Origin of the sequence: Streptomyces sp. NPDC001717, assembly GCF_042892775.1 — a bacterium.
Taxonomy (GTDB): Bacteria; Actinomycetota; Actinomycetes; order Streptomycetales; family Streptomycetaceae; genus Streptomyces.
Genome location: NZ_JBIAUK010000002.1, coordinates 159,887 through 180,995, shown reverse-complemented (window position 1 = coordinate 180,995; position 21,109 = coordinate 159,887). Strand labels below are relative to the sequence as shown.

At 71.1% G+C, this 21,109-nt stretch carries 20 protein-coding genes; 12 read left to right on the top strand and 8 right to left on the bottom strand.

Annotated elements, in window-relative coordinates:
• Positions 1 to 131 precede the first annotated feature (131 nt).
• The 3 genes from ACFYZL_RS05380 to ACFYZL_RS05370 all read right to left on the bottom strand — a co-directional run bounded on the left by ACFYZL_RS05380 (position 132) and on the right by ACFYZL_RS05370 (position 1,587).
• Entirely contained in the window at positions 132 to 701 is a 570-nt protein-coding gene (locus tag ACFYZL_RS05380; protein WP_384742756.1) for a CBS domain-containing protein, read from the bottom strand.
• Positions 702 to 784: 83 nt separating this feature from the next.
• On the bottom strand, positions 785 to 886 hold the full coding sequence (locus ACFYZL_RS05375; protein WP_384742616.1) for a universal stress protein: 102 nt from the start codon (positions 884 to 886) through the stop codon (positions 785 to 787).
• A 32-nt stretch (positions 887 to 918) separates the two neighbouring features.
• Positions 919 to 1,587 carry a CBS domain-containing protein gene (locus tag ACFYZL_RS05370; protein WP_388676235.1) on the bottom strand — a complete coding sequence of 223 codons (669 nt, stop codon included), beginning with the start codon at positions 1,585 to 1,587 and terminating at the stop codon, positions 919 to 921.
• Positions 1,588 to 1,846: 259 nt separating this feature from the next.
• Between ACFYZL_RS05370 and ACFYZL_RS05365 the strand changes: the two genes are divergently transcribed.
• Genes ACFYZL_RS05365 through ACFYZL_RS05350 form a run of 4 tightly spaced genes read left to right on the top strand, consistent with a single transcriptional unit; the run spans position 1,847 to position 6,444 of the window.
• Entirely contained in the window at positions 1,847 to 2,755 is a 909-nt protein-coding gene (locus ACFYZL_RS05365; protein ID WP_384742622.1) for a universal stress protein, read from the top strand.
• Positions 2,752 to 3,609 (top strand): universal stress protein, encoded by an 858-nt coding sequence (locus ACFYZL_RS05360; RefSeq protein WP_388676231.1) that lies wholly within the window; start codon positions 2,752 to 2,754, stop codon positions 3,607 to 3,609. The genes ACFYZL_RS05365 and ACFYZL_RS05360 overlap by 4 nt, the downstream gene beginning before the upstream one ends.
• A 7-nt stretch (positions 3,610 to 3,616) precedes the next feature.
• Positions 3,617 to 6,193 carry a cation-translocating P-type ATPase gene (locus ACFYZL_RS05355; protein WP_388676228.1) on the top strand — a complete coding sequence of 859 codons (2,577 nt, stop codon included), beginning with the start codon at positions 3,617 to 3,619 and terminating at the stop codon, positions 6,191 to 6,193.
• Between the two features lie 2 nt (positions 6,194 to 6,195).
• A complete protein-coding gene (locus tag ACFYZL_RS05350; protein ID WP_388676225.1) occupies positions 6,196 to 6,444 on the top strand; it encodes a DUF1918 domain-containing protein in 249 nt (82 codons plus the stop codon).
• Positions 6,445 to 6,559: 115 nt separating this feature from the next.
• Here the strand turns inward: ACFYZL_RS05350 and ACFYZL_RS05345 are convergent, their stop codons facing one another.
• On the bottom strand, positions 6,560 to 7,024 hold the full coding sequence (locus ACFYZL_RS05345; RefSeq protein ID WP_384742634.1) for a cyclic nucleotide-binding domain-containing protein: 465 nt from the start codon (positions 7,022 to 7,024) through the stop codon (positions 6,560 to 6,562).
• Between the two features lie 223 nt (positions 7,025 to 7,247).
• Here ACFYZL_RS05345 and ACFYZL_RS05340 point away from each other — a divergent pair, with 223 nt between their 5' ends.
• Positions 7,248 to 7,484, top strand: coding sequence for an SHOCT domain-containing protein (locus ACFYZL_RS05340; RefSeq protein WP_384742637.1), 237 nt, complete (start codon positions 7,248 to 7,250; stop codon positions 7,482 to 7,484).
• Positions 7,485 to 7,539: 55 nt separating this feature from the next.
• Here the strand turns inward: ACFYZL_RS05340 and ACFYZL_RS05335 are convergent, their stop codons facing one another.
• Positions 7,540 to 7,995, bottom strand: a complete 456-nt coding sequence (locus tag ACFYZL_RS05335; protein ID WP_388676220.1) for a CBS domain-containing protein — start codon at positions 7,993 to 7,995, stop codon at positions 7,540 to 7,542.
• Between the two features lie 174 nt (positions 7,996 to 8,169).
• On the opposite strand from ACFYZL_RS05335, the gene ACFYZL_RS05330 reads away from it, so the two are divergent.
• The 3 genes from ACFYZL_RS05330 to ACFYZL_RS05320 all read left to right on the top strand — a co-directional run bounded on the left by ACFYZL_RS05330 (position 8,170) and on the right by ACFYZL_RS05320 (position 12,765).
• On the top strand, positions 8,170 to 8,502 hold the full coding sequence (locus ACFYZL_RS05330; RefSeq protein WP_384742643.1) for a hypothetical protein: 333 nt from the start codon (positions 8,170 to 8,172) through the stop codon (positions 8,500 to 8,502).
• A gap of 94 nt (positions 8,503 to 8,596) precedes the next feature.
• Complete coding sequence (locus ACFYZL_RS05325; protein ID WP_388676216.1) at positions 8,597 to 11,287, top strand: GNAT family N-acetyltransferase; 2,691 nt, start codon at positions 8,597 to 8,599, stop codon at positions 11,285 to 11,287.
• Between the two features lie 257 nt (positions 11,288 to 11,544).
• On the top strand, positions 11,545 to 12,765 hold the full coding sequence (locus ACFYZL_RS05320) for an MFS transporter (RefSeq protein ID WP_388676923.1): 1,221 nt from the start codon (positions 11,545 to 11,547) through the stop codon (positions 12,763 to 12,765).
• Positions 12,766 to 12,962: 197 nt separating this feature from the next.
• Here the strand turns inward: ACFYZL_RS05320 and ACFYZL_RS05315 are convergent, their stop codons facing one another.
• On the bottom strand, positions 12,963 to 14,216 hold the full coding sequence (locus ACFYZL_RS05315) for an NAD(P)/FAD-dependent oxidoreductase (RefSeq protein WP_388676213.1): 1,254 nt from the start codon (positions 14,214 to 14,216) through the stop codon (positions 12,963 to 12,965).
• A 136-nt stretch (positions 14,217 to 14,352) separates the two neighbouring features.
• On the opposite strand from ACFYZL_RS05315, the gene ACFYZL_RS05310 reads away from it, so the two are divergent.
• The 3 genes from ACFYZL_RS05310 (at position 14,353) to ACFYZL_RS05300 (ending at position 16,704) form a co-directional block, all read left to right on the top strand.
• Positions 14,353 to 14,895, top strand: coding sequence for a hypothetical protein (locus ACFYZL_RS05310; protein ID WP_388676210.1), 543 nt, complete (start codon positions 14,353 to 14,355; stop codon positions 14,893 to 14,895).
• A gap of 462 nt (positions 14,896 to 15,357) precedes the next feature.
• On the top strand, positions 15,358 to 15,801 hold the full coding sequence (locus ACFYZL_RS05305; protein ID WP_384742655.1) for an SRPBCC family protein: 444 nt from the start codon (positions 15,358 to 15,360) through the stop codon (positions 15,799 to 15,801).
• A gap of 120 nt (positions 15,802 to 15,921) precedes the next feature.
• On the top strand, positions 15,922 to 16,704 hold the full coding sequence (locus ACFYZL_RS05300; RefSeq protein ID WP_388676207.1) for an oxidoreductase: 783 nt from the start codon (positions 15,922 to 15,924) through the stop codon (positions 16,702 to 16,704).
• Between the two features lie 255 nt (positions 16,705 to 16,959).
• On the opposite strand, the gene ACFYZL_RS05295 is transcribed toward ACFYZL_RS05300, so the two are convergent.
• Positions 16,960 to 18,942, bottom strand: a complete 1,983-nt coding sequence (locus ACFYZL_RS05295; protein WP_388676204.1) for an amino acid transporter — start codon at positions 18,940 to 18,942, stop codon at positions 16,960 to 16,962.
• 585 nt (positions 18,943 to 19,527) lie between these two features.
• Positions 19,528 to 20,379, bottom strand: a complete 852-nt coding sequence (locus ACFYZL_RS05290) for a class I SAM-dependent methyltransferase (protein ID WP_384742664.1) — start codon at positions 20,377 to 20,379, stop codon at positions 19,528 to 19,530.
• A gap of 72 nt (positions 20,380 to 20,451) precedes the next feature.
• Between ACFYZL_RS05290 and ACFYZL_RS05285 the strand changes: the two genes are divergently transcribed.
• Complete coding sequence (locus ACFYZL_RS05285) at positions 20,452 to 21,093, top strand: PadR family transcriptional regulator (RefSeq protein WP_384742759.1); 642 nt, start codon at positions 20,452 to 20,454, stop codon at positions 21,091 to 21,093.
• Positions 21,094 to 21,109 lie beyond the last annotated feature (16 nt).

The window sequence follows — 21,109 nt, the reverse complement described above, 5'->3', positions numbered from 1 at the left end:
CGGTGATCGGTCGACCCGCTGCTCCAGGAGACGTTCTTCGCCCTGTCGAGGGAAGCCGCGACAGCAGGACGGATCCGTCCGCGGCCGACATGAGCGCGGCAGCGGCAGGACGGAACGGCCCGCTCGGGCAGTCAGGCCTCCGCTGCCCCGCCGTCGGTCAGCCGGTTGTCCACGGCGACGACCCCGTCGACGCTCTGACAGAGCCGGATGACGACCGGCAGCAACTCGCGCCGTGGCTGTACGCCGCTGAGGGTCACCAGACCGTCCTCGACCGCGACGGTGATCGTCGACGGGGCGATGCGGAGCGTTTGGGTGAGGACGTCCTCGACGATCTCTTCCTGGATCGCGTGGTCACTACGGAGGAACAGCCGGATGAGGTCGCTGCGGCTGAGCACCCCGATCACGCCGCCCTCCGCGTCGACCACGGGCAGTCGCTTGACGCCGTGCCGCCGCATGATGCGGGCGGCGCGGACCACGCTCCACTCGGGGCGTGCCGTGATCGCCGGACTCGTCATGAGTTCCCCGGCGGTTGCCGCACCGCCGACGGGCCGCCGGTTGAGCAGGTCGGCCTCCGAGACGACGCCGAGCGGATGCCGCGATGCGTCGACGACGGGTACGGCGGTGATGTCGAACTCCTTCAGGACCCGGGCGATCTCCTTGAAGGAGGTGGTGCGGCGCACTGTGACGGCGTTCGGTGTCATCAGCTCGCCGACGCTGCGGTGTCGTGTGGATCGTGCCCCGAACCCGGAAGCGCCGACGTCCGTCCGTACGCTCACGACGCTGGTCACCCGCCCGTCATCGGGTCGCCGGCCGCCTGTGCGGCCCAGCGCGCCGCTGCCCGGCTCTCGGGAGAGCCGTCGACACCGACAATGATGTGACCGTTCATGGCTGGTGCTTCTTCCGTGCGGGACGGTCCCGTCACCACTGCGCGGCCTCGCGGCGCCGGCCGGCCTGGGTCGTCGGTGCGTCGTCGGCCCGCGCCGTGACGCGCGATGCCACGGCGACGACCCCGTCGAGCTGTTCGACGAGGCTGACGAGTGCCGGCAGCCGGCTCTGCAGGTCGACCTGGCCGTCCAGGGTGACGATGCCGTCCACCACGTGGACCTCGATCTCACCGGCGGGCACACCGAGCACACCCCTGAGGACCTCCTCGTCGACCCGTCTGCGTATTTCGGCGTCGGGGCGGACGAACAGGCGCAGGAGGTCCCTGCGGGTGATGATGCCCACGAGCCTGTCCTCCTCGTCCACGACGGGGAGCCGCTCGATACCACGGCGGGTCATCAGCCGGGCGGCATCGGCGGCCGTCTCCTCGGCGCGAACGGTGACCGCGGGTGCGGACATGACGCCGTCCGCCGTGGGCGGGCCGGTCGGCGTTCCGACCTCCCTCGCTGGATGGGGGGCGGGGACCGTGCGGGCCAAGAGGTCGGTCTGGGAGACGACACCCACGACGCGGTCCTCTTCGTCCAGCACGGGGAGTCCGGAGATGTCGTACCGCGCAAGGAGCTTCGCGACGTCCTTGAAGGCCGTGTCCGGAGTGACGGAGACGACGTCGCCGGTCATCAGGTCGCCCACCTTGATGTGTTTCATGAGGCCCTCCTGCTCCGCCTCGCCACGCGGGCCTGTGTACGGGTCGGATCCCACCCTTTCGCCGATGCCCGTCGGCGAGCGAGGGCCGAACGGGCCCCCTCCCGGGGCCGGGCGGGGCATGGCCCCCGGGCCGAGCGGCGGCGCGCGGAACGATGGGGACCTTTGGTCCCGAACGCGGCCCCGGGAGGCCCTCTCCGGGGCGCGTCGCGGGTGTCAGCGTAAGTGGTGCCACTCATCGGCTTCTCGGTTGGGAGGAACCGTGGAAAGCACCTTCCGGACCCCGGATACCAGCTCAGTGGTCGTTGGCGTCGACGGTTCGAAGCCGGCACGCACCGCCGCCATGTGGGCGGCGGCAGAGGCCGTACGCCGCGACCGTCCCCTGTACATCGTCCACGGGGCGGACACCGACGGCCGGGCCCTGTACGTGTCGGCGGAAACCATCGAACGGGTCCGCGCCAATGGCCGAGAACTCCTGGACGAAACGGCGAAGGCCGTGACCGACGAGTACCCCGGTCTGCGCGTCAGCACGGAGTTCAGCCGGGCCGACGCCGTCAGCAGCCTGCACCGCGCCGGTGCCCTGCACGGCACCATAGTGGTGGGCAACCGCGGCCTCGGCGGATTCGACTCGCTCATGCTCGGCTCGGTCGGCCTGGACGTCGCGGCCGCCGCGATGACCCCCGTCATCGTCGTACGCGGCATCCACGGCGGCGAGGAGACCGGAACGGTCCTGGCCGCCATCCGTGACGAGCACGACCTCCTGTACGCCCGGTATGCCGCGTCCGAGGCCGAACTGCGCAAGGGCTCCCTCCGGCTCCTGCACGTGTGGAACATCATGCAGTCCGTCGGCCTGGTGGCGAGCATGCTCGACAGCGTCGACGAGATCGCGGGCGCACACGTGGAGGCCCTGCGTGCCGTCACCGACGCGGTCCGCGACGAGTTCCCCGACCTCGAGGTGCGGGCCGACGCGGAGAAGAGCATCTCCGTGGCCGGCGTGCTCGTCGAGGCGTCCCACCACGCCGACCTGCTCGTCATGGGCGGGCGGCGGGCCCCCGGAGCCCTCGGGATCGGCCGTAACCTGGGCCGGGCCACGCACAGCGTCCTGCACCACGCGCACTGCCCCGTCCTCCTCATCCCCCGGACGGGCAGCGACTTCGGGAGCCGGTCATGAACGGCCATCGAGGCCTCGACATCGTCGTCGGGATCGACCCGGCCAGGGACTGGCACCTGCCCCTCGCCTGGGCCGCCGACGAGGCGTACCGCCGACGGCTCCCTTTGCGCCTGGTGCTCGCGGTGCCGCCCCGGCACGACGCCCACCACGTCGACGACGCCCCCGGCCACATGGCCCTGCGACAGACGGGAGCCGAGAGACTCGATCAGGCCCGGAACTGGGTGCACGACCGGCAACCGGAGGTGGGTGCCACATGCGACCTCCTCCACGGGTTCCCCGCCCCTGCCCTGGGCAGGGTGGCCGAGGAGGCCCGCCTGGTCGTGCTGGGCTCCCGACACCTCAGCCGCACCGCGGAGTTCTTCAGCGCGGGCTCCATCGTGGTCCCCGTCAGCGCCCAGGCCCGCTGCCCGGTCGTCGTCGTGGGCGACGCGGAGCACATCAGCCTGCAGCCGCCGTACGTCGTGGTGGGCCTCGACGGCAGCGCAACCGCCACGGCCGCCTTGGCGTTCGCCTTCGACGAGGCCGACCTGCGCGGAGCGGCACTACGGGTCGTCTGCGTGTGGCAGCCGCCGGTCTTCGTGCCGAACGACGAGGAAGTCGCCCTGCGGGCCCAGCGCGCACTGCTTTCCGAGGCCACCGCCGGCCTGTCGGAGAAGTACCCCGACGTGCACGTCACCCACGAGGTCATGACGGGCCACCCGGTCGAGGAACTGGCGCGGGCGGCCGAGCACGCCCTGGCCGTGGTGGTGGGTCGTTGGGGTCGCGGCGGATACACCGGTATGCGCATCGGGTCCGTCGTCCACGGCCTCCTGCACCGCGCGCACTGCCCGGTGATCACCGTACCTGCCGAATGACGCTGTCATGACCGTCCGTACGGCCGCCGCACGGCCCGTCGGCTCCCCGGCGGGACCCGGGCTCACCCAGGCCGAAGCCGAGCGCCGACTGGCCCGGTACGGCAGCAACGAGGTGGCGCCACCGAGCCCCACACCGCTGCACCGACGGGTCCTGGCCCAGCTGCGCGACCCGCTGATCACGGTGCTCCTCGGGGCCATGCTGCTGACCCTGGCGATCGGGGACCATCCGGACGCCGTCGTCATCGGCCTGGTGGTCGTCTTCAACACGACCGTGGGAGTGGCACAGGAGGTCCGGGCGGACCACGCCGTCGCCGCCCTGTCCGCCCTCTCCGCCCCCCATGCGAGGGTGCTGCGCGACGGCACCCCGCAGGAGGTGCCGGCACGCCTCGTGGTGCCGGGCGACACCCTGCTGCTGGGGGAGGGGGACATCGTCGCCGCGGACGCCGACCTGACCGAGGCGTCCGCGCTCCTGGTGGACGAATCCATGCTCACGGGCGAATCCGTGCCCGTGGACAAGACGTCGGACGAGACGGTCGGCGCGGGCACCGTCGTCGTGCGTGGCCGAGGTACGGCAACAGCCACGGCCACCGGCTCGGCGAGCGCCCTCGGGCGCATCGCGGCACTCCTCGACACGGGCCGTGACCTCACCCCCCTCCAGCGCCGCCTCGCCTCGCTGGGCCGGGTCCTCGCGGCCGTGACCATCGCCCTGTGCTTGCTGTTCTTCGCCCTGGGCCTGGCACGGGGCCTTCCGTTGAGCACGATGGCCGTGACCGCGATCAGCCTGGCCGTGGCCGCCGTGCCGGAGTCCCTCCCCGCCGTGGTCACCCTCGCTCTCGCGCTCGGAGCGCGCCGGATGGCGGCCCGCAACGCGCTGGTCCGTCGCCTGCCGGCCGTGGAAACCCTCGGCTCCGTCAGCGTGCTGGCCACGGACAAGACGGGCACCCTGACCGAGGGGCGCATGGCCGTCCAGCACGTGTGGACGCCCTCGGGCACCGCAGACGTGACCGGCAGTGGTTACGAGCCGTGGGGAACCGTGACCCGAGAAGGGAAGCCCCTGGCGGCGGAGCGGTTGCGGCCAGTGCAGGAGCTGCTCACGACGGCGGCCCTGTGCAACGACGCGGGCCTGCGGCCACCCGGAAAGGGCTCGGACACCTGGACGGCCGTCGGCGATCCGATGGAGGCCGCGCTTCTGGCGGCAGCCGCCAGAGCAGGCTGCCCGGACCAGGCCGCCCTGCACCGAGCGTGTCCCCGGTTCGCGGAGGCCCCCTTCGACAGCCTCCGCAAGCGTATGACCACACTGCACCACCTCCCCGACGGCAACGTCCTGGTATGCCTCAAGGGCGCGCCGGAGGCGGTGCTGACGGCCGAGGTGCTCGCCGCACCGCAGGAGCTCCTGGACGAAGCCCACCGTCAGGCCGCCCTCCTGGCCGCGCAAGGCTTCCGGGTCCTGGCCGTGGCAGGCACCGAGCGGCTCGTATGGGACCGGCCGGCTCCCGAGGCCGAGCACGGCCTGGGCCTCCTGGGCCTCGTCGCCATCAGCGACCCTCCCAAGACATCGGCCGTCACGACCCTGGAGGCGTGCCGTACGGCGGGCATCACCCCCGTTCTGATCACCGGTGACCATCCGGCCACGGCCCACGCCATCGCCGTGCGTACCGGCCTCGTCCAAGACGGTCCCGCCGGTGAGGTCCGCACCGGGCCCGAGTTGGCCGCGGCCCCGGACACCGACCTGACCGCGGTCCGCGTCTTCGCGCGGACCGATCCGCAGCAGAAGCTGGACATCGTCCGCGCGTGGCGCGCCCGGGGGGCCGTGACGGCCATGACCGGGGACGGGGTCAACGACGGCCCCGCACTCCACCAGGCGGACATCGGTGTGGCCATGGGCGCCCGCGGAACCGAGGTGGCCCGGCAGGCGGCGGACCTGGTGCTCACCGATGACGAGCTGTCCACCGTGGTCAAGGCCGTCGAGGAAGGGCGCCGCGTCTACGACAACATCCGGCGCTTCCTCGTCTACGCCATGGCGGGCGGAGCCGCCGAGATCCTGGTGATGCTGGCAGGCCCGATGCTCGGCCTGGCCCTGCCCCTGCGGGCGGGACAGATCCTGTGGATCAATCTCCTCACGCACGGGCTGACGGGCGTGGCCATGGGCGCCGAACCGGTCACCCCGCAGGCCATGCGACGTCCACCGCGCCCGCCCGGACAGCACATCCTGGCCGCGGGCGTGTGGCAACGGCTCCTGGCGCTCGCCGCAGTCGTGACGGCGTTGAGTCTGGCCGCCGGCATCGCCGCGCGTGCCATGGACCTGCCCTGGCAGAGCGTGCTCTTCCTGGCCTTGCTCGCGGCCCAGCTCGGCGTGGCCCTCGGCCTGCGAGCCCGGCTGATCACCGGGCAGAACCTCTTCCTCCCCGCCTCCGTGGCGGTATCCGCGCTGCTGGCCACGGCCGCCCTGCACGTGCCCGTGCTCCGGTCCGTGCTGGAAACCGAGCCCGTGGGCGGGTCCGGCACGGGTCTCGCCGCCGCGGCCGGCCTCGGGGCGTTCATCGCCGCTCGGATCCTCCGGGGAGCGTTCCACAGAAAGGCATGATCATGAAGACGAACGTACCGGGAACCGGTGTGCACGCCGAGGTGGGCGACCAGATCGTCGTGGGCGGTCCCACCGTCGGAACACCGGGACGCGACGGCGAGGTCATCGCCCTCCACCACGAGGACGGCACTCCGCCCTACGACGTGCGCTGGTCCGACACCGGTCGCACCACCGTGTTCTTCCCCGGTCCGGACGCCCATGTCCGGCACCTGCATGCGGAGTCGGGCAGGCCCCGCCGTACGGAGCGATAGCGCCCCGGCGGAAGGGAAATCCGCGCTCCCGGGATGGGTGTGGAGGCGCTCCCCGGGATGGGTGTGGAGGTGGCAGCCCCCACCTCCTTCCGTCGACCGGAGGTGGGCTGAGGGGTCAGAGGAAACTGCCGCTGCCGTGGGGCGCATACAGGTCGAGCAGGCGGATCCGGGCCGCTTGCAGCCGATGGGCGAGGACCTGCCCCACCCAGTGGCCGAGCGCCGAGGCGAACGCGGTATCGGCGTCCATCAGGGCTCGGACCCCCACCGCGTCGAACTCGTAGGCACGGACCGGTGTCATCGCCTCTGCGCCCAGGCGCCACGTGTACGGCTTGAACAGCCACGAACAGCCGACGAGCTCACCGGCCCCGAGGGTCTCGATGACAGCGGCGCGGCGACCGGGGACGTGGACGTCCAACGTCACGCTGCCCGACCGGACGATCCAGAACCGGTCCGCACGACCCCCCTCGTGGAAGAGGCGTGTCCCCTCGTCGAAGTTGACCTCGCGGGCGAGCTCCATCAAGCGAAGACGGCAGTCGACCGGCAGCGCGGCATTGATGCGGATCGGAGAAGGAGTGCTCATGAACGGCCTCCTGATTCGGGTCGGTCTCCAGTCTCGATGAGCGGGACTGCCCGGGGCATGGGTCCTGTGGGCCCCGGCAGGGACCGACCGGCCCATGCTCCGATCGCCGGGAACGGGGACGCTGGAGGCAGACGGCCTGATCGCGGCCGCCGCTCCCGCTGGACCTGGCAGGTGTGAGATGTACTGGAACGGCCACGGCATGGGTGCGTGGGGGTGGTTCGCCATGTCCTTTACCCAGCTGATCGTCTGGATCCTGATCCTGACCGCAGTCGTCCTGATGGTCCGGACCTTCAGGCAGGACACAGCCGGCCGATCGGCTTCCGAGCCGGGGGCCGTCTCGTCCGCGACGGCCGAGCACCTCCTGGCAGAACGATTCGCCAGAGGTGAGATAGACGACGAGGAGTTCAAGCGCCGACTCGCGACTCTGCGCAGCAACGCCCCTGGCCCGAAGGGGTGGTGACCAAAGAGGTGGTGAGACGTCCGCGATGAACCCGATCTGCTCGATGGCGGTGACATCACCGTGCGCGCGGGCCGATCTCGTCCCGGGGGCCGGGGGGCTCGTCGAGGACGCTCCAGGCGACCGGACCGAGCAGGTCCCCCACCCTGCGGAAGACGTCCATCAGCAGGTCGTCCACGGACAGCATGCCCACCACTCGCCGCCCGTCCAGAACGGGAAGGCGCCGGACGCCGCTGTTGCGGAACGTCCGGTACGCCGCGTGGATGTCCTGGGAGGCGTCGATGGTGACGGCCGGAGTGGTCATGACCGCTCCCACGGGATCATCGCGGTCGAACCCTCCGGCCACGGCGCGCACGGCGATGTCACGGTCGGTGACGAGGCCGCGTAGAACTTCTCCCTCCGTCACGACCACGCAGCCGACACCGTGCAGGTCCATGGAGCGGGCCGCCTCCCCGATCGTCGTGCTCGCGTTGACGGACACGGCGGGGGCCGACATGTATGCGGACACGTCCATCGACCGGCTCCTTCCCACTGGGTCCATGGGGTCGACCGTAGGCCGGGGCGTCGGAGCCTGCGAGGGCCGAGCGGACCCCCGTCAGGGGCCGCATGGCCCTGTGCGGAGCTGTCCCCGCGGCGGACCATGACATGCAGACAACCCACATCCCTTTCCGTGCCGAGGTGATCTGACATGCCATCCACAACATGGACCACTCCAGGTGTGTTCGCCGGCCCCGACGGGGTGCTCACCGCCGAAGCGGGGTCTCTCACCGGGGAACTGACGGTCCGCACCACCTGGGACGCGGAGCAGGCGCACGTTGCCGTCCAGTACGTGGGCGCGTCCGAGTGGTGCACGCTGGTCGGCAGTCCCGTGACCTGTCCGTCGGTCGAATCGGCCCGCTCGGTGCACCAGTGCGCCGTGGAGACCGTGCGAACCGGGGGATCCGTCCCCTTCGTGCCCTGGCCTCTCGATCCCGCGATCACCCGTGGAACGGACGAGGCGCCGGCTCGCGCAGCCGGATGAATGCTCGTCGACGGCCGGCCGGATTTCGCTCGTTCAGGACGGCCTGGCGGATCTCCTCCTCCAGCCCGCCGTACGCTCCGAGAGGAGGTCGGTCATGGCTCAGGCGGTGACGGCACCGCGGGAGGTCCACGTGCTTCTCGCCGACGGGGCGACCGTGTCCGTCCGGCCGGTCCGAGCGGATGATCTGGCAGAGGTGGCCGCGTTTTACGGTGGGATGTCGCCGGAGAACCTGCGCTTGCGGTTCTTCACGGCGAACCGGCACTCGGCGGAGCAGTACGCCCAGAGGGTCTGCCGTCCCGCCTCCCCGGGGCGCAGGGCCCTGCTCGCCGAGGCGGGAGGGGAGGCTGTCGGGCTCGTCGAGTACGAGCGACTGCCGGGCACCGATCACGCGGATCTGGCGCTGGCGGTCGCGGACCGGTGGCACCACAAGGGGATGGGTACGGTGCTCCTCGAACATGCCGCGTCGCTGGCGAGGAGTGACGGTATCGCGGCGTTCGCGGCCGACGCGTTGTCGGAGAACCGTGACGTGCTCAAGGTCTTCGCCGACCTGGGGTTGAGCGTCTCGAAGCGCTTCGAAGGCCCGGAAGTGCACTGCACGGTGCGGCTGGAGGCGGACGAGAGGTATCTGTCAGCGGTCGAGGCGCGCGGCCGCACCGCCGATGTGGCGAGTCTCCAGCCGCTGTTCAGGCCACGGTCGGTCATGGTGGTGGGCCCCGGAAGGAAGCCGGGATCCGTGGGACGGGCAATCCTGCGCAACCTACTACGAGGCGGATTCGAAGGCAGGCTGTACGCGGTGCACCCGGTGGCACCCGCCGTTCTGGACGTCACCACCTACCGCTCCGTGGCCGACGTGCCGCGGGCGCCCGATCTCGCTGTGCTGGCCGTACCGGCCCCAGCCGTGCCGTCCGTGGCGGAGGAGTGCGGCGAGCGCGGCGTGCGGGCCCTTGTGGTGGTGTCAGCCGGCCTGGACGGCGAGCACGGGCAAGCCTTGGTGACGGCATGCCGCCGGTACGGGATGCGACTTGTCGGACCCAACTGCCTCGGCCTGGCCAATACCGAGGACGGCGTGCGGCTGGACGCGACCTTCGCGACCGACGTCCCCAGCCCGGGTACCGCAGGCGTGGCCGTCCAATCCGGGGGAGTGGGCATCGCCCTGCTGACCGGGCTGTCCCGACTGGGCGTGGGCGTCTCGACCTTCGTATCGCTCGGCGACAAGTACGACGTCAGCGGCAACGACATGCTCCAGTGGTGGGAGAGTGACGGCCGGAGCGATCTGGCGTTGCTGCATCTGGAGTCGTTCGGCAACGCCCGGGCCTTCTCCCGCACGGCCCGCAGGGTGACCCGCCGCATCCCCGTACTGACCGTCGACGCCGGGCGTACGGCAGTCGGCCGGCGAGCCGCCGCCTCGCACACGGCCGCCGCGGCGACTCCGACCATGACCCGCCAGGCACTCTTCAGGCAGGCCGGCATCACCTCCACCCGGAGCATCGCCGAGCTCCTCGAAACAGCGGCGTTCCTGCACGCCCAGCCGCTCCCGGCCGGACGCCGGGTCGCCGTGGTGTCCAACGCCGGTGGAACCGGGGTCCTCGCGGCGGACGCTGCGATCGAGGCCGGACTGGGCGTACCGGCGCTGTCCTCGGCACTGACCGTGCGGCTGCTGGCAGGTCTGCCGGACGGCGCTGCCGCCACCAACCCCGTCGACACCACCGCGGCCGTATCCGAGGACAGGCTGCGCGACTGCCTCGCAGAGCTGATCGGCAGTGGCGAGGTGGACGCGCTGATCGTGTCCCTCGTCCCGACCGCCGTCGCCACGGCGACCGGCGACGACCTCGTGCGCTCCGTCGTCCGCACGGCGGAACGGCACGGGTGCCCGGTCGCCGTCGTGCTGCCCGGCCAAACCGAGTCCGTCCGATACCTGGCAGGACAGGGCGTCGCCATCCCCTCCTACGCCGACCCGCGGTCGGCCGTACAGGCGTTGGCTCACGCCGCCGACCGCACGGACTGGCTCGCCCGACCGGAAGGTACCGCAGCCGATCTGGAGGGCCTCGATGCCGAAAGCGCCTCGGAAACCGTCGCGCACTACCTCGCCGACCATCCCGACGGTGGCTGGGCGGACCCGGCCACGTGCGCCCACCTCCTGACCTGCTACGGCATACCGCAGGTCGCATGGGCATGGTCGACGAGCGAGCCCCAGGCCGTACGCGCCGCAAACCGGCTCCGGAGGAGGGGCGGAGGGGCAGTGCTGAAGGCCTACTGGCCCGGCCTGGTGCACAAGAGCGAGGAGCACGCCGTTCGGCTCGACCTGACGGACGACGCCCAGGTAGCGGCCGCCTACCAAGATCTGGCTGAGCGCTTCCGCGGGAAACTGACCGGCGTCCTGGTGCAACCCATGGCGCGAGGCGGAGTGGAGCTCTTCGCCGGCGTGGTGCAGGACGCGGTCTTCGGGCCGCTCGTGATGTTCGGTCTCGGCGGCACTGCGACCGAACTGTTCGCCGACCACGCCGCTCGGCTCGCGCCGCTGACCGACCAGGACGTGCACGACCTCCTCCGTGCTCCCCACAGCGCCCCGCTGCTCTTCGGCCATAGAGGCTCCGAGCCGGTCGACACGGACGCCCTGAGCCGGCTGCTGGCCCGGCTGTCTCGATTGGCCTGCGATCTGCCGCAGCTCGTCGAGGCGGACCTCAACCCGGTGATCGCCCGACCCGACGGCATCGACATCGTCGACGTCCGAATGCGCCTCGCCCCCAGTCGGCTGTACGACCCGTATCTGCGCCGCCTTCGTTGAACGGCCTGCCGGCGCGACCACACGGTCCGTTCCCCTTCGCCTTGCTCGTGGCGAGGGCACCGCCCTCCGAAGGTGCGCTCCGTACAGTACGGGTCGGCCGCACGGTGAGTCGCGTGATCACGGGGCGCGCCCGGCGGGTCATGCTGGGTGCATGAGCCCAGTGCCCGATTCGGATCGGCCCCAGGATCGGTCCGCTGAAGCTGCCAGGATCAGGAGGCGGGCCACGGCGAGCAGAGCCGAGAGGAAGAGCGACGGTGATGATGCGCGACGCCGACGGGCGCAGGACCCGCGTGTGGGCTTCGCGGCAGCCGGGACGCATGCTGACCCTGGCGACGATCGGGTTCGCACTCTGCTTCTGGGCGTGGGCTCTCCTGGCGCCTCTGGGACCGGCGCTCCGCGATGAGCTGGATCTCAGCTCGTTCCAGCAGTCCCTGGTCGTGGCCGTGCCGGTCATCGTGGGCTCGCTCGGCCGGATCCCCGTCGGTGCGCTCACCGACCGCTGGGGCGGGCGCCGGATGTTCCCGATCGTCTCGGCCCTGACGATCTTGCCCGTGCTCTACGTGGGACACGTGGCCGACTCGCTCGGGGAAGTGCTCGCCGGAGGCTTCTTCCTGGGGCTCGGCGGCACCACCTTCGCGATCGGTGTGCCGTTCGTGAACGCCTGGTACCCGCCGGAGCGGCGCGGTCTGGCCCTGGGAATCTTCGGCATCGGCACCGTCGGCACCGCACTGTCGTCGTTCACCACGGTCCAGCTGGCCGACGCGGTCGGGCGGAGCTTCCCCTTCGACGTGGTCGCCGCCGCTCTGGCCGCCTACGCGCTGGCGGCCCACATGCTCCTGCGGGACAAACCCGGACGGGAGGTCACTGCCGGCTCGGTGCTCGCACGGACCACGGCCACGCTGAGGCTGCCCACCACCTGGCTCCTGGCCTTCCTCTACGCCATGTCCTTCGGCGGCTTCGTCGCCTTCAGCGTCTACCTGCCGACCTACCTCACCACCGCCTACGACCTCGGGCGCTCCGATGCCGCATTGCGCACCGCGGGATTCGTCGTGATCGCGGTCGCCACGCGCCCGGTCGGCGGGTGGCTCTCCGACCGGACGCACCCGGTCTCCGTGCTCGTCGCCGCGTACGCGGTGGTGTGCGCGGGCGCGGTCGTCGCGTCGTTCGGGGCCGCCCTCGTCCCGGTCGGCACGGTCGCCTTCCTCGGGATGGCCGCCGGCCTGGGGGCGGGATCGGGCGCCGTCTTCGCGCTCGTCGCCCGCTTGGTCGCGCCGGAGCAGGTGGGGGCGGTCACCGGGGTGGTCGGCGCAGCCGGTGGACTCGGTGGCTTCTTCCCACCCCTGGTGATGGGATTGGTCAAGAGCATCACGGACGACTACACGTGGGGCTTCGCGCTGCTCGCCGCCACGGCCGCCGGCGCTGGGGTGCTGTCGGCGACCGTCATGCGCCGACGCGCCGAGGACCAAGAGGGGGAGTGAGTCGCCGCAGGAATCGCTCTTCGCGGCCGGGTGAAGACGGAGAGCGGCTTGACGTACGAGGAGCGGATCACGCTCTGGCAGGCCGCATCGACTGACGAGGCGATGGCCCTGGCCGAGGCGGAGGCCGAGACGTACGCGGCCGACAACGGCTTCGGCGACCTGGGGTTCGCCCGGTCCTACCGCCTGGGTGGCTACGTTCACGCCACGCCATGGCGGCGAAGGTCGTGCAGCACCTCGCGGGCGGCCCGCGCACCGGAGGCGAGCGCACCCTGGGTGGAGCCGGTGGCCCGGTGGTCACCGCACACGTAACGGCCCGGCGCCACCCGCGTGGTACGGGTCAGCGGCTGCGGCGGAGCCATCGAGGGCAGCGCGTCCTCGATGGTGCGGACGGTGAGGAGGTCCCAGCCGTCCGTGCCCGTGCCGTATGCCTCCGCGAGCGCCGTTCGCAGCTCGTGTTCACGGCCTTGCAGGTCCCGGCCGGTGACCGACGTGGCGATGAGGGCGTGGCCGGGTGGGGCGTAGCCGGGTACGACGTCGCTCAGGACACAGGTATTGAGGAAGCGGCGGCGGGTGTCCACGAGCAGTGTCGGCTCGCCAAAAGGGGACCGCGGAGCGACGTGGTAGTACGTCGTCACCGTTCGGTAGGCGGGCAGGATCACCTCTGGGAGCAGCTCTGCGACGGCCCCGGGGCCGGTGGCGACCACGACGGCGAGCGCCGGGATCTCCCGTCCCTCCGTGGTGAGCACACCGTCCGCCGTAAGCCCGGCCACTGGGGTCTCCGGTCGTACGGCACCCTCTGGCAGGCCGGCAGCGAGAGCTCGCGGGACGGCCCCGATGCCCTCGGCAGGCAGGCAAATGGTTCCGCGCAGCATGCTCCGCCACACCATGTGGAACACCCGGGCGGAAGTCTCCAGTTCGTCCTCCAGGAAGACCCCCGCCACGAAGGGGCGGAAGAACCGCTCGACGAAGGCTTCGGAGATCCCGGCGTCGGCGAACGCGGTGCGGGCGGTGGTGTCCGGCCGTCGCTTGAGCCGCGCCGGGGCTAGCAGCACGTCACGAGTGGACAGCAGGGCGAGGGCGGCCAGGTCGCGACGGCCCACGAGGCGACCTGAGAGCAACTCGGGCAGCGCGCGCGGACGGCGGACGGGATCGACGAAGCTGAGCCTGCCTGCGGGGGTGTGCACGTCGAACCCCGGCGTGAAGGGCCGAAGCCGGAGCTCCTTCAGGTCGAACCTGCGCCGGACCTGGGGGTAGGCGGAGTTGAACACCTGGAACCCGCGGTCCACGACGAAGCCCGCGACCGTGTCCGAACGCATCCGTCCGCCGACTGCGTCGCCGGCCTCCAGCACCCGTACGCGCACGCCGGCCGCCAGCAGGTCCCGGGCGCACGCCAACCCGGAGACTCCGGCACCGACGACCAGCACGTCCGCCGCGTCGAGGCCAGAGGACATACGACCACCTCTCTCACATCTCGCTGCGATGCGGCACGCGCCGCTCGTTCACTCTGTGCCGCGCATGCCCCCGACACGTACGCGACACCGCCCGCGGCCTCGACGGCCGCCCATCCGGGTGTGTCCCGGTGCGCGTGTGGCTTCGTCGGTGTTGCTGCCGACGACATTGCGCGAGGCATATCTGCTGTTCGGTCGCAGTAAGGACCTGACCAGCAGATACGACGTGCTCATCAGCCCAGCCGAGCTCTGCGTGGATGCGGCCGGGAAGGCCCTGATCTTCCGGCATGAGAATCAAGGCGCGGCATCGTGGGGCATCCTGCTCGACAGCCTTCAGGATGACGACCCTGCGGTGTTCAGCCGGACTGATCTGGTGGACAAGAGCGCAGAGCGATGGGAAGGCCGGCTGGAGCGCCTTTCCCTGTGCTTCGTTGAGATCGTTCTGTCCGAATCACTGCATGCCGATGAAGAGCTCTGCGACTTCCTGGACGCCGATGGGTCCGACGTCGAGTGGCTGGAGGAGAACTTCGTCCGGCTGCCGTTCCCGGTGTATCCCATCGGCGATGAGCAGAACGGAAGCCGGTGGTTCCTGGGGCAGCGCTGCCCGAGAAGCACCTCAAGCCCCCGTACGCTCTGGCCGCCCCGGGGCTCGAGGGTGTCCCGGGTGGCCGGGCGGCCCTGAGCGCCGCCCGGCCCCGCGGGCCGCGGCGAGTCCACCTTGCTCCGCTCGGTCCGCGTGCCTCTGAATCCGGTCGGCGGCGTGGTGACCGTGGTAGCGGCGGGACCGAACCTGGCGGCCTTCGACGGCGCCCCGATCACCCGGCCGGCCCTGTTCACGGGCGGCGGCCTCGACGTCCTCGCGTGGCCGACCGGGGCGATCAAGGAGTTCTGCAGCACCCTGGCGGGTCTGGTCACCTCACACCTACTCGACGCCCGGGGCGTCGGATCCAGTAGGAACGCCCCGCCGAGGCCAACCGGATTCCGGCCGCCCGGACGGCTTCCCCACCCTCCGGACCCTCGTCCGCCGGCCCGACACCGATCCTGACTCGTGAAAGCGTGCCGCGCCGCGGCCAGGAGGCAGCCGCCGGGACTCTCTGGGATCCTGGCCGTGGAGCGTAGGCCGGGCACACAGCGAGGAGCCCCCATGTCCGGAGAGTTCGAGGCGAGTGTCCAGGTCGACCGCCCGGTGGAGGAGGTCTTCGCCTATCTCGCCGACGGCCACAACGACCCCGAGTTCAGCCCCCGGGTCCTGGAGATCACGAAGACCCCCGACGGCCCGACCACCGTCGGGACGGTCTTCCGCAGCACCGTGAAGGACGCCGGGGTGAAGACCTCCCGCGAGTTCCGCATCACCGGCCTGGAAGCGCCTCACACGATCCGGTGGAGTGAGCAGAGCAAGAACCTCATCACGGCCGAGGGCGGCTACGACCTCGAACCGCTGCCGGACGGCCGAACCAGGGTCCGGATCTTCAACGTGCTCCAAGGCCACGGACTCGGCCGGATCCTGCTCGGCCCGGCGCTTCGCGCGGCTCGCAAGGACGCTCCTGACTTCGGCCGCCGGATCAAGGAAGCCGTCGAGCGGTCCTGACCCGGCGGCGGCCGAGACGGGGTCGCGGTCCTGTCGATGTCGAGCTGATGGCCAAGTTGCCTTCCCTGGGCGGGCGATTGCACCACAGGCCACCCCATCGTTCCACCTGAGGAGTCTGCGATGGACCTGCGTCTCTCGGGCAAGGTCGCTGTTGTCACCGGTGCCGGCAAGGGAATCGGCCTCGCCGTGACGCAGGCACTCGCCGGCGAGGGCGTGAACGTGGTCGCGGTGGCGCGCGGCATCACAGGACCGCTGACGGACCTTGCCCCGCAGGTACATCCCGTGTCGGCCGATCTCACCACGGCGGAAGGCTCCGCATCCGCGGTCGAGGAAGCGGTGTCCCGGTTCGGCGGACTGGACATCCTCGTCAACAACGTCGGCGCAGTACACCCCCGTCCGGCCGGGTTCGCATCCGTCACCGACGACGACTGGATCCACGCGCTGACGATCAATTTCCTCTCCGCCGTGCGCACGACCCGGGCTGCCCTGCCCCACCTGATCGCCCGCGGCAACGCCACTATCGTCACGGTGAGTTCGGTCAATGCGTTCCTGCCCGATCCGATGGTCATCGACTACTGCGCAGCCAAGGCGGCGCTCACCAACTTCTGCAAGGCCCTTTCCAAGGAGGTCGGTCCGCGCGGGGTGCGGGTCAACACGGTCAGCCCCGGGCCGGTGTCCACGTCGCTGTGGCTGGGTGACGACGGTGTCGCTGCGACGGTCGCGAAGGCGTCCGGTGGAAGCCCTGAGGACATTGCCCGGATCGCCGCCGCGCAGTCCGCGACCGGCCGGTTCAGCCTCCCGCAGGAGATCGCCGACCTCGTTCTGCTGCTCGCCAGCGACAGGACGGACAACGTCACGGGGAGCGACTTCGTCATCGACGGCGGCCTCGTCCAGACGCTCTGAACCCCGCAGGGCCCTCGAAGACCCTGACGAAACGCGGCGTCACCTTCCCACGCTCACGCTCGTGTTCGGGGAAGACCGCACCTGATGATGCCGGGTTCGGCCGTCGGCTCCCCAGATCCCCCGGCCTGCGGCGAGACCGGGGCGGGGCCCGGCTGGTGAAGGCGAGGGCGTGCTCGTGGAGCTCCCGCTCCAGGACGCCGACGGGCTGCCCGTCGACGAAGACCTGGGCAGTGGCTCCCGTGGCGGGCGCAGGGGTCAGCCTCCGACGTGGATGCCGGGGCGGCGAGCCGGGTCGGGTTCGTTCTTGCGGATGATCTCTCGGGTCACGGGCGCGGTGTCCCCGCGCCCGAGGAGGAAGTAGCGGAACATGTGGGTCAGCGGGCTGCCTTCGGCCCAGGCGAAGTAGCAGTGAGGTTGCACGCCGGTGGTGTCGCGCAGGGCGAGGAGGATCGCGGCGATGGCGTTCGGGGCGGCGGGGGCTTCGGCGCGCAGGATCCGGTAACCGTCCACCTCGACCCCGCGGACGGTGAGGGTTTCGCTGAAGTCCGAGGGGTCGACGACGTCGATCTCCACGAACATCACATCGGCCCGACCTGGTACCGGGTTGTCGTGGCGCTGTTCGCGTTCTTTGTAGGCGTACTCGGCGCCGTCGCCTGCCTGGCGGCGGTTGGCGATGATGTTGATCGCGTTGTCGTGGGCGAGGGTGTCGGTGACGAACTGCCGGGCTGCCGGGTCGAACACGATGCGGTCGGCGCGCAGTTCGGTGGTGCGGGAAACCCGGGAGATCAGGGATACCGCGATGATTCCGGCGATGAACAGGCCGGAGATGGTGATGCCGTCCGGCTTGTCGATGATGTTGGCCACCAGCGCGTAGAGCAGCACCGCGGTGAGCAGGGTGAAGCCGGCGGTGGTCGCGCGTTGGCGGCGGCGCAGCGCCGAGACCGTGACGGCGAAGGCACCGGAGACCATCATGGCGAGGATTCCGGTGGCGTAGGCACCGGCCTGGGCGTTGACATCGGCGTCGAAGGCGAAGGTGATGATGACGCAGAGGGCCGTGTACACCAGCACGACCGGGCGAACGGCGCGGCCCCATTCGGGGGCCATGCCGTAGTCGGGCAGGTAGCGCGGGACGATGTTGACCAGCCCCGCCATCGCGGAAGCGCCCGCGAACCACAGGATCAGAATGGTGCTGATGTCATAGACGGTGCCGAATGCTTCCCCCACCTGTTCGTGGGCCAGGTAGGCCAGGGCACGGCCGTTCGCCGCGCCACCCGCTTCGAATTCCTTGTGCGGAATCAGGACCGTGGTGACGAAGCTCGCCGCAAGCAGGTAGATGCTCATGACGGCCGCCGCCGTGGTCAGCAGCTTCCGGGAGTTGCGAATGCGGGACTGCAGCCGCTGCTCGGCGTCCTCTCCCTCCGCGGCGATGAGCGGCATCATGCTCACCCCGGTCTCGAAGCCCGACAACCCCAGCACCAGGAGCGGGAAGGCCAACAGCGCAGGCCCGGCCAGGTCGCCGAACCCGCTTCCTCCGTCCACGAGCGCGTCGGTCCACGCCGACCAGGCGCCCGGCGAGGTGGCGACCTCGACGGCGCCGGCAGCGATGGTCACCGCGTTGAGCAGCAGGAAGACGGCGACCAGAGGGATCGCGACGCTGACCGCTTCGCTGAACCCGAGCAGGAACACACCGCCGAGCAGCAGCAGGAGCGCCACCGTGATGGCGACCTCGTGGCCGTGCAGGGCCTGAGGGAAGAAGGGGTTCTCCACCACGTGCACGGATGCGTCCGCCGCGGACAGGGTGATGGTGATGATCCACGAGGTTGCCACGAAACCGAGCAGGACCAGGACGAACAGCTTGCCCCGCCAGAACGGCAGCAGGTCCTCGAGCATCGCCACCGAACCGGCTCCGTGCGGACTCTCGCGGGCGACGCGTCGGTACATCGGCAGCATCCCCAACAGGGTCAACGCCACGATCAGCAGCGTCGCCAGCGGTGATACCGCGCCGGCCGCGAGCGCGGCGATCGCGGGGACGTACGCGAGGCTGGAGAAGTAGTCCACCCCGGTCAGGCACATCACCTTCCACCAGGCGTGCGGCTCGCCGTGCCCCTCGCCGGCCGCGGGCCCGACCGGCTGCACCCGATGGCGCAGCAACCACTGCCCGAGAGTGCCGGTCGGCGTCTGCTGGAGAGCGGGGCTCTCCACCACTTCCGGCACGGCCAGATCGTTCACGTCTGTCATATCCCCCATCAACCCTTCCAACCCGCCGAGCCCACCGGCTCGATGGGCCGGCAGCGATCACCGAGTATGGGGTCTGCCGGCGTCGCAGCTGCCGTCGGGGTTCCGATGAGCGGCACCACGCGCCCTGACCAGGCTGTTCGGACCGGCCGCCGACGTCGTCCCCCCAGCCACGCGGGTACCGGCATCAGGGGCTGGGGCCATCACCCCCGGGTTCAGGGGTGCCCGCCGTCGCGCCGCCGTCGCGGGGTTGCTGCTCGTGCGGACGACGACCCCGTCGTCCGCCATGAGGGGCAGCAGGGTCTGCGTGAGGAAGCACGGTCCCTTCAGCAGGACCCGGGTCAGCCGGTGGTCGAAGTCGCCCTCACGCATGTCCTCGCACAGCGCCATGTCGGCGGACCCGGCGGCGCTCACCAATGGGCGGGCGTCGGAATCCGCCGCGAGCCGTGGCAGGTACCGGTACGGAAGCCGACGGGCTGGAGCCGATGGGCGCCACCGAGCGGGCCGGCTTCGACGCCGGCCTCGTGGCCACGCGATCCGGCTGCTGCGCGAGGCGCGGGGCCTGGCCGACCTTGCCGGTGCCGCTTGTCAGGGGCGGGTTGCCTGGATGGTCCAGGTCGCCGAGGCGTAGAGGACGCCCTGGCCGGTGTCATGGGCGGTGAGGGTGGCTCTCAGATCGTCGACGGCGCGACGCCGTCCTTCGGCGTCGAGGCCGTCGAGCATCCAACCGAGCAGGCCGAGGGTGAACCGCTCCGCGTCGTCGGCGTTTTCACCGAACCACATCGCCTCGCTGCGGGGTTCCAGCCGGACGTCGGTGAATCCGGCGGCGCCGAGGACGGCCCGGACCCGCTCCGGGTCGGAGAGCGAGAACGGTCCTGGGGTGCCGGGTGAGGGTGTGGGCAGGGGGCGTCCGGCGGCCAGGGCCCGGGTGAACGAGAGGAACCAGTCATTGCCCGTCGGAGGCTGCCACACCAGCTGTACGAGACGTCCGCCGGGCCGAAGCGCGCGGCCGATGTTGCGGAAGGCGGCGACCGGGTCGGCGAAGAACATGGTCCCGGTGCGGCTGACGGCCAGGTCGAACGCCGAGGCGGGGAAGGCATGGATCTGAGCGTCAGCCTGTACGAAGTCGGCGTTGTGCAGCCCTTCGGCTGCTGCTCGCTGCCGCGCCACCTTCAGCATCGGGCCCGACAGGTCCACGCCCAGGGCCCGCCCGTTGGTCGCCCGCCGCGCGGCGTCGCGGGTGATCTCGCCGGTGCCGCACCCGATGTCCAGCACCCGGTCGACGGCGGATATCTCGGCAGCGGCAAGGAACCCGGCGCGATAGGCGCGCACCGCACGGTCGAACCGATCGGCGTGCTCGGCCCAGTACGTACCTTCCTGCCCGTCCCAGGCCCGGGCCTGCTCGATGTTGGACGGATCGACATGAAGAGTGCTGATCATGGCTGCCACCGCCTATACTGGGCATAATAGTCCCAAAGGGACTATTTACCGGATTACACCCCTGGGGTGGCGATGTCAACGGGTCCGGCGCTCACCACCACGTCCTACGCGATCCTCGGCCTGCTCTCCGTCCGGCCGTGGAGTACGTACGAGCTCGCCCGGCAGATGGACCGCAGCCTGGGCCGCATCTGGCCCCGAGCCCAGAGCAAGCTGTACGAGGAGCCGAAGAAGCTGGTCCGCCTCGGCCTGGCCGAGGCGTCGAAGGAGGCGGTGGGACGGCGCCCGCGCACCGTCTACAGCATCACCGCGGCGGGGCGGCGCGCACTGGCCGAGTGGCTGCAGCAGCCGGGCGCCGGGCCGGTGCTCGAGTCCGAACAACTGCTCAAGGTGTTCTTCGCCGACTCCGGAAACCGCGCCGACACCCTGGCCACCCTCCACGCCGCCCGGAACTGGGCCGAAGAGCGCAACCACGGCAACACGGCCGCCGCGCAGGCCTACCTCGCCGGCCAAGGCCCGTTCCAGGAACGCGCCGCCCAGACCGTACTCGTCGGCCGTTTCCTCACCGACTACTACCGACTCGTCGCCAAGTGGGCCGAGTGGGCCACCGCCATCGTCCAGCAGTGGCCTGACCATCCTGCGCAAGCGGCGCCTGACCCCACGGACATCGCCGAGACGCTTCGGCGTGCGAGCTGGAGCGCCACGGACAACGAGTGATCGTGGGCGGGGCGTC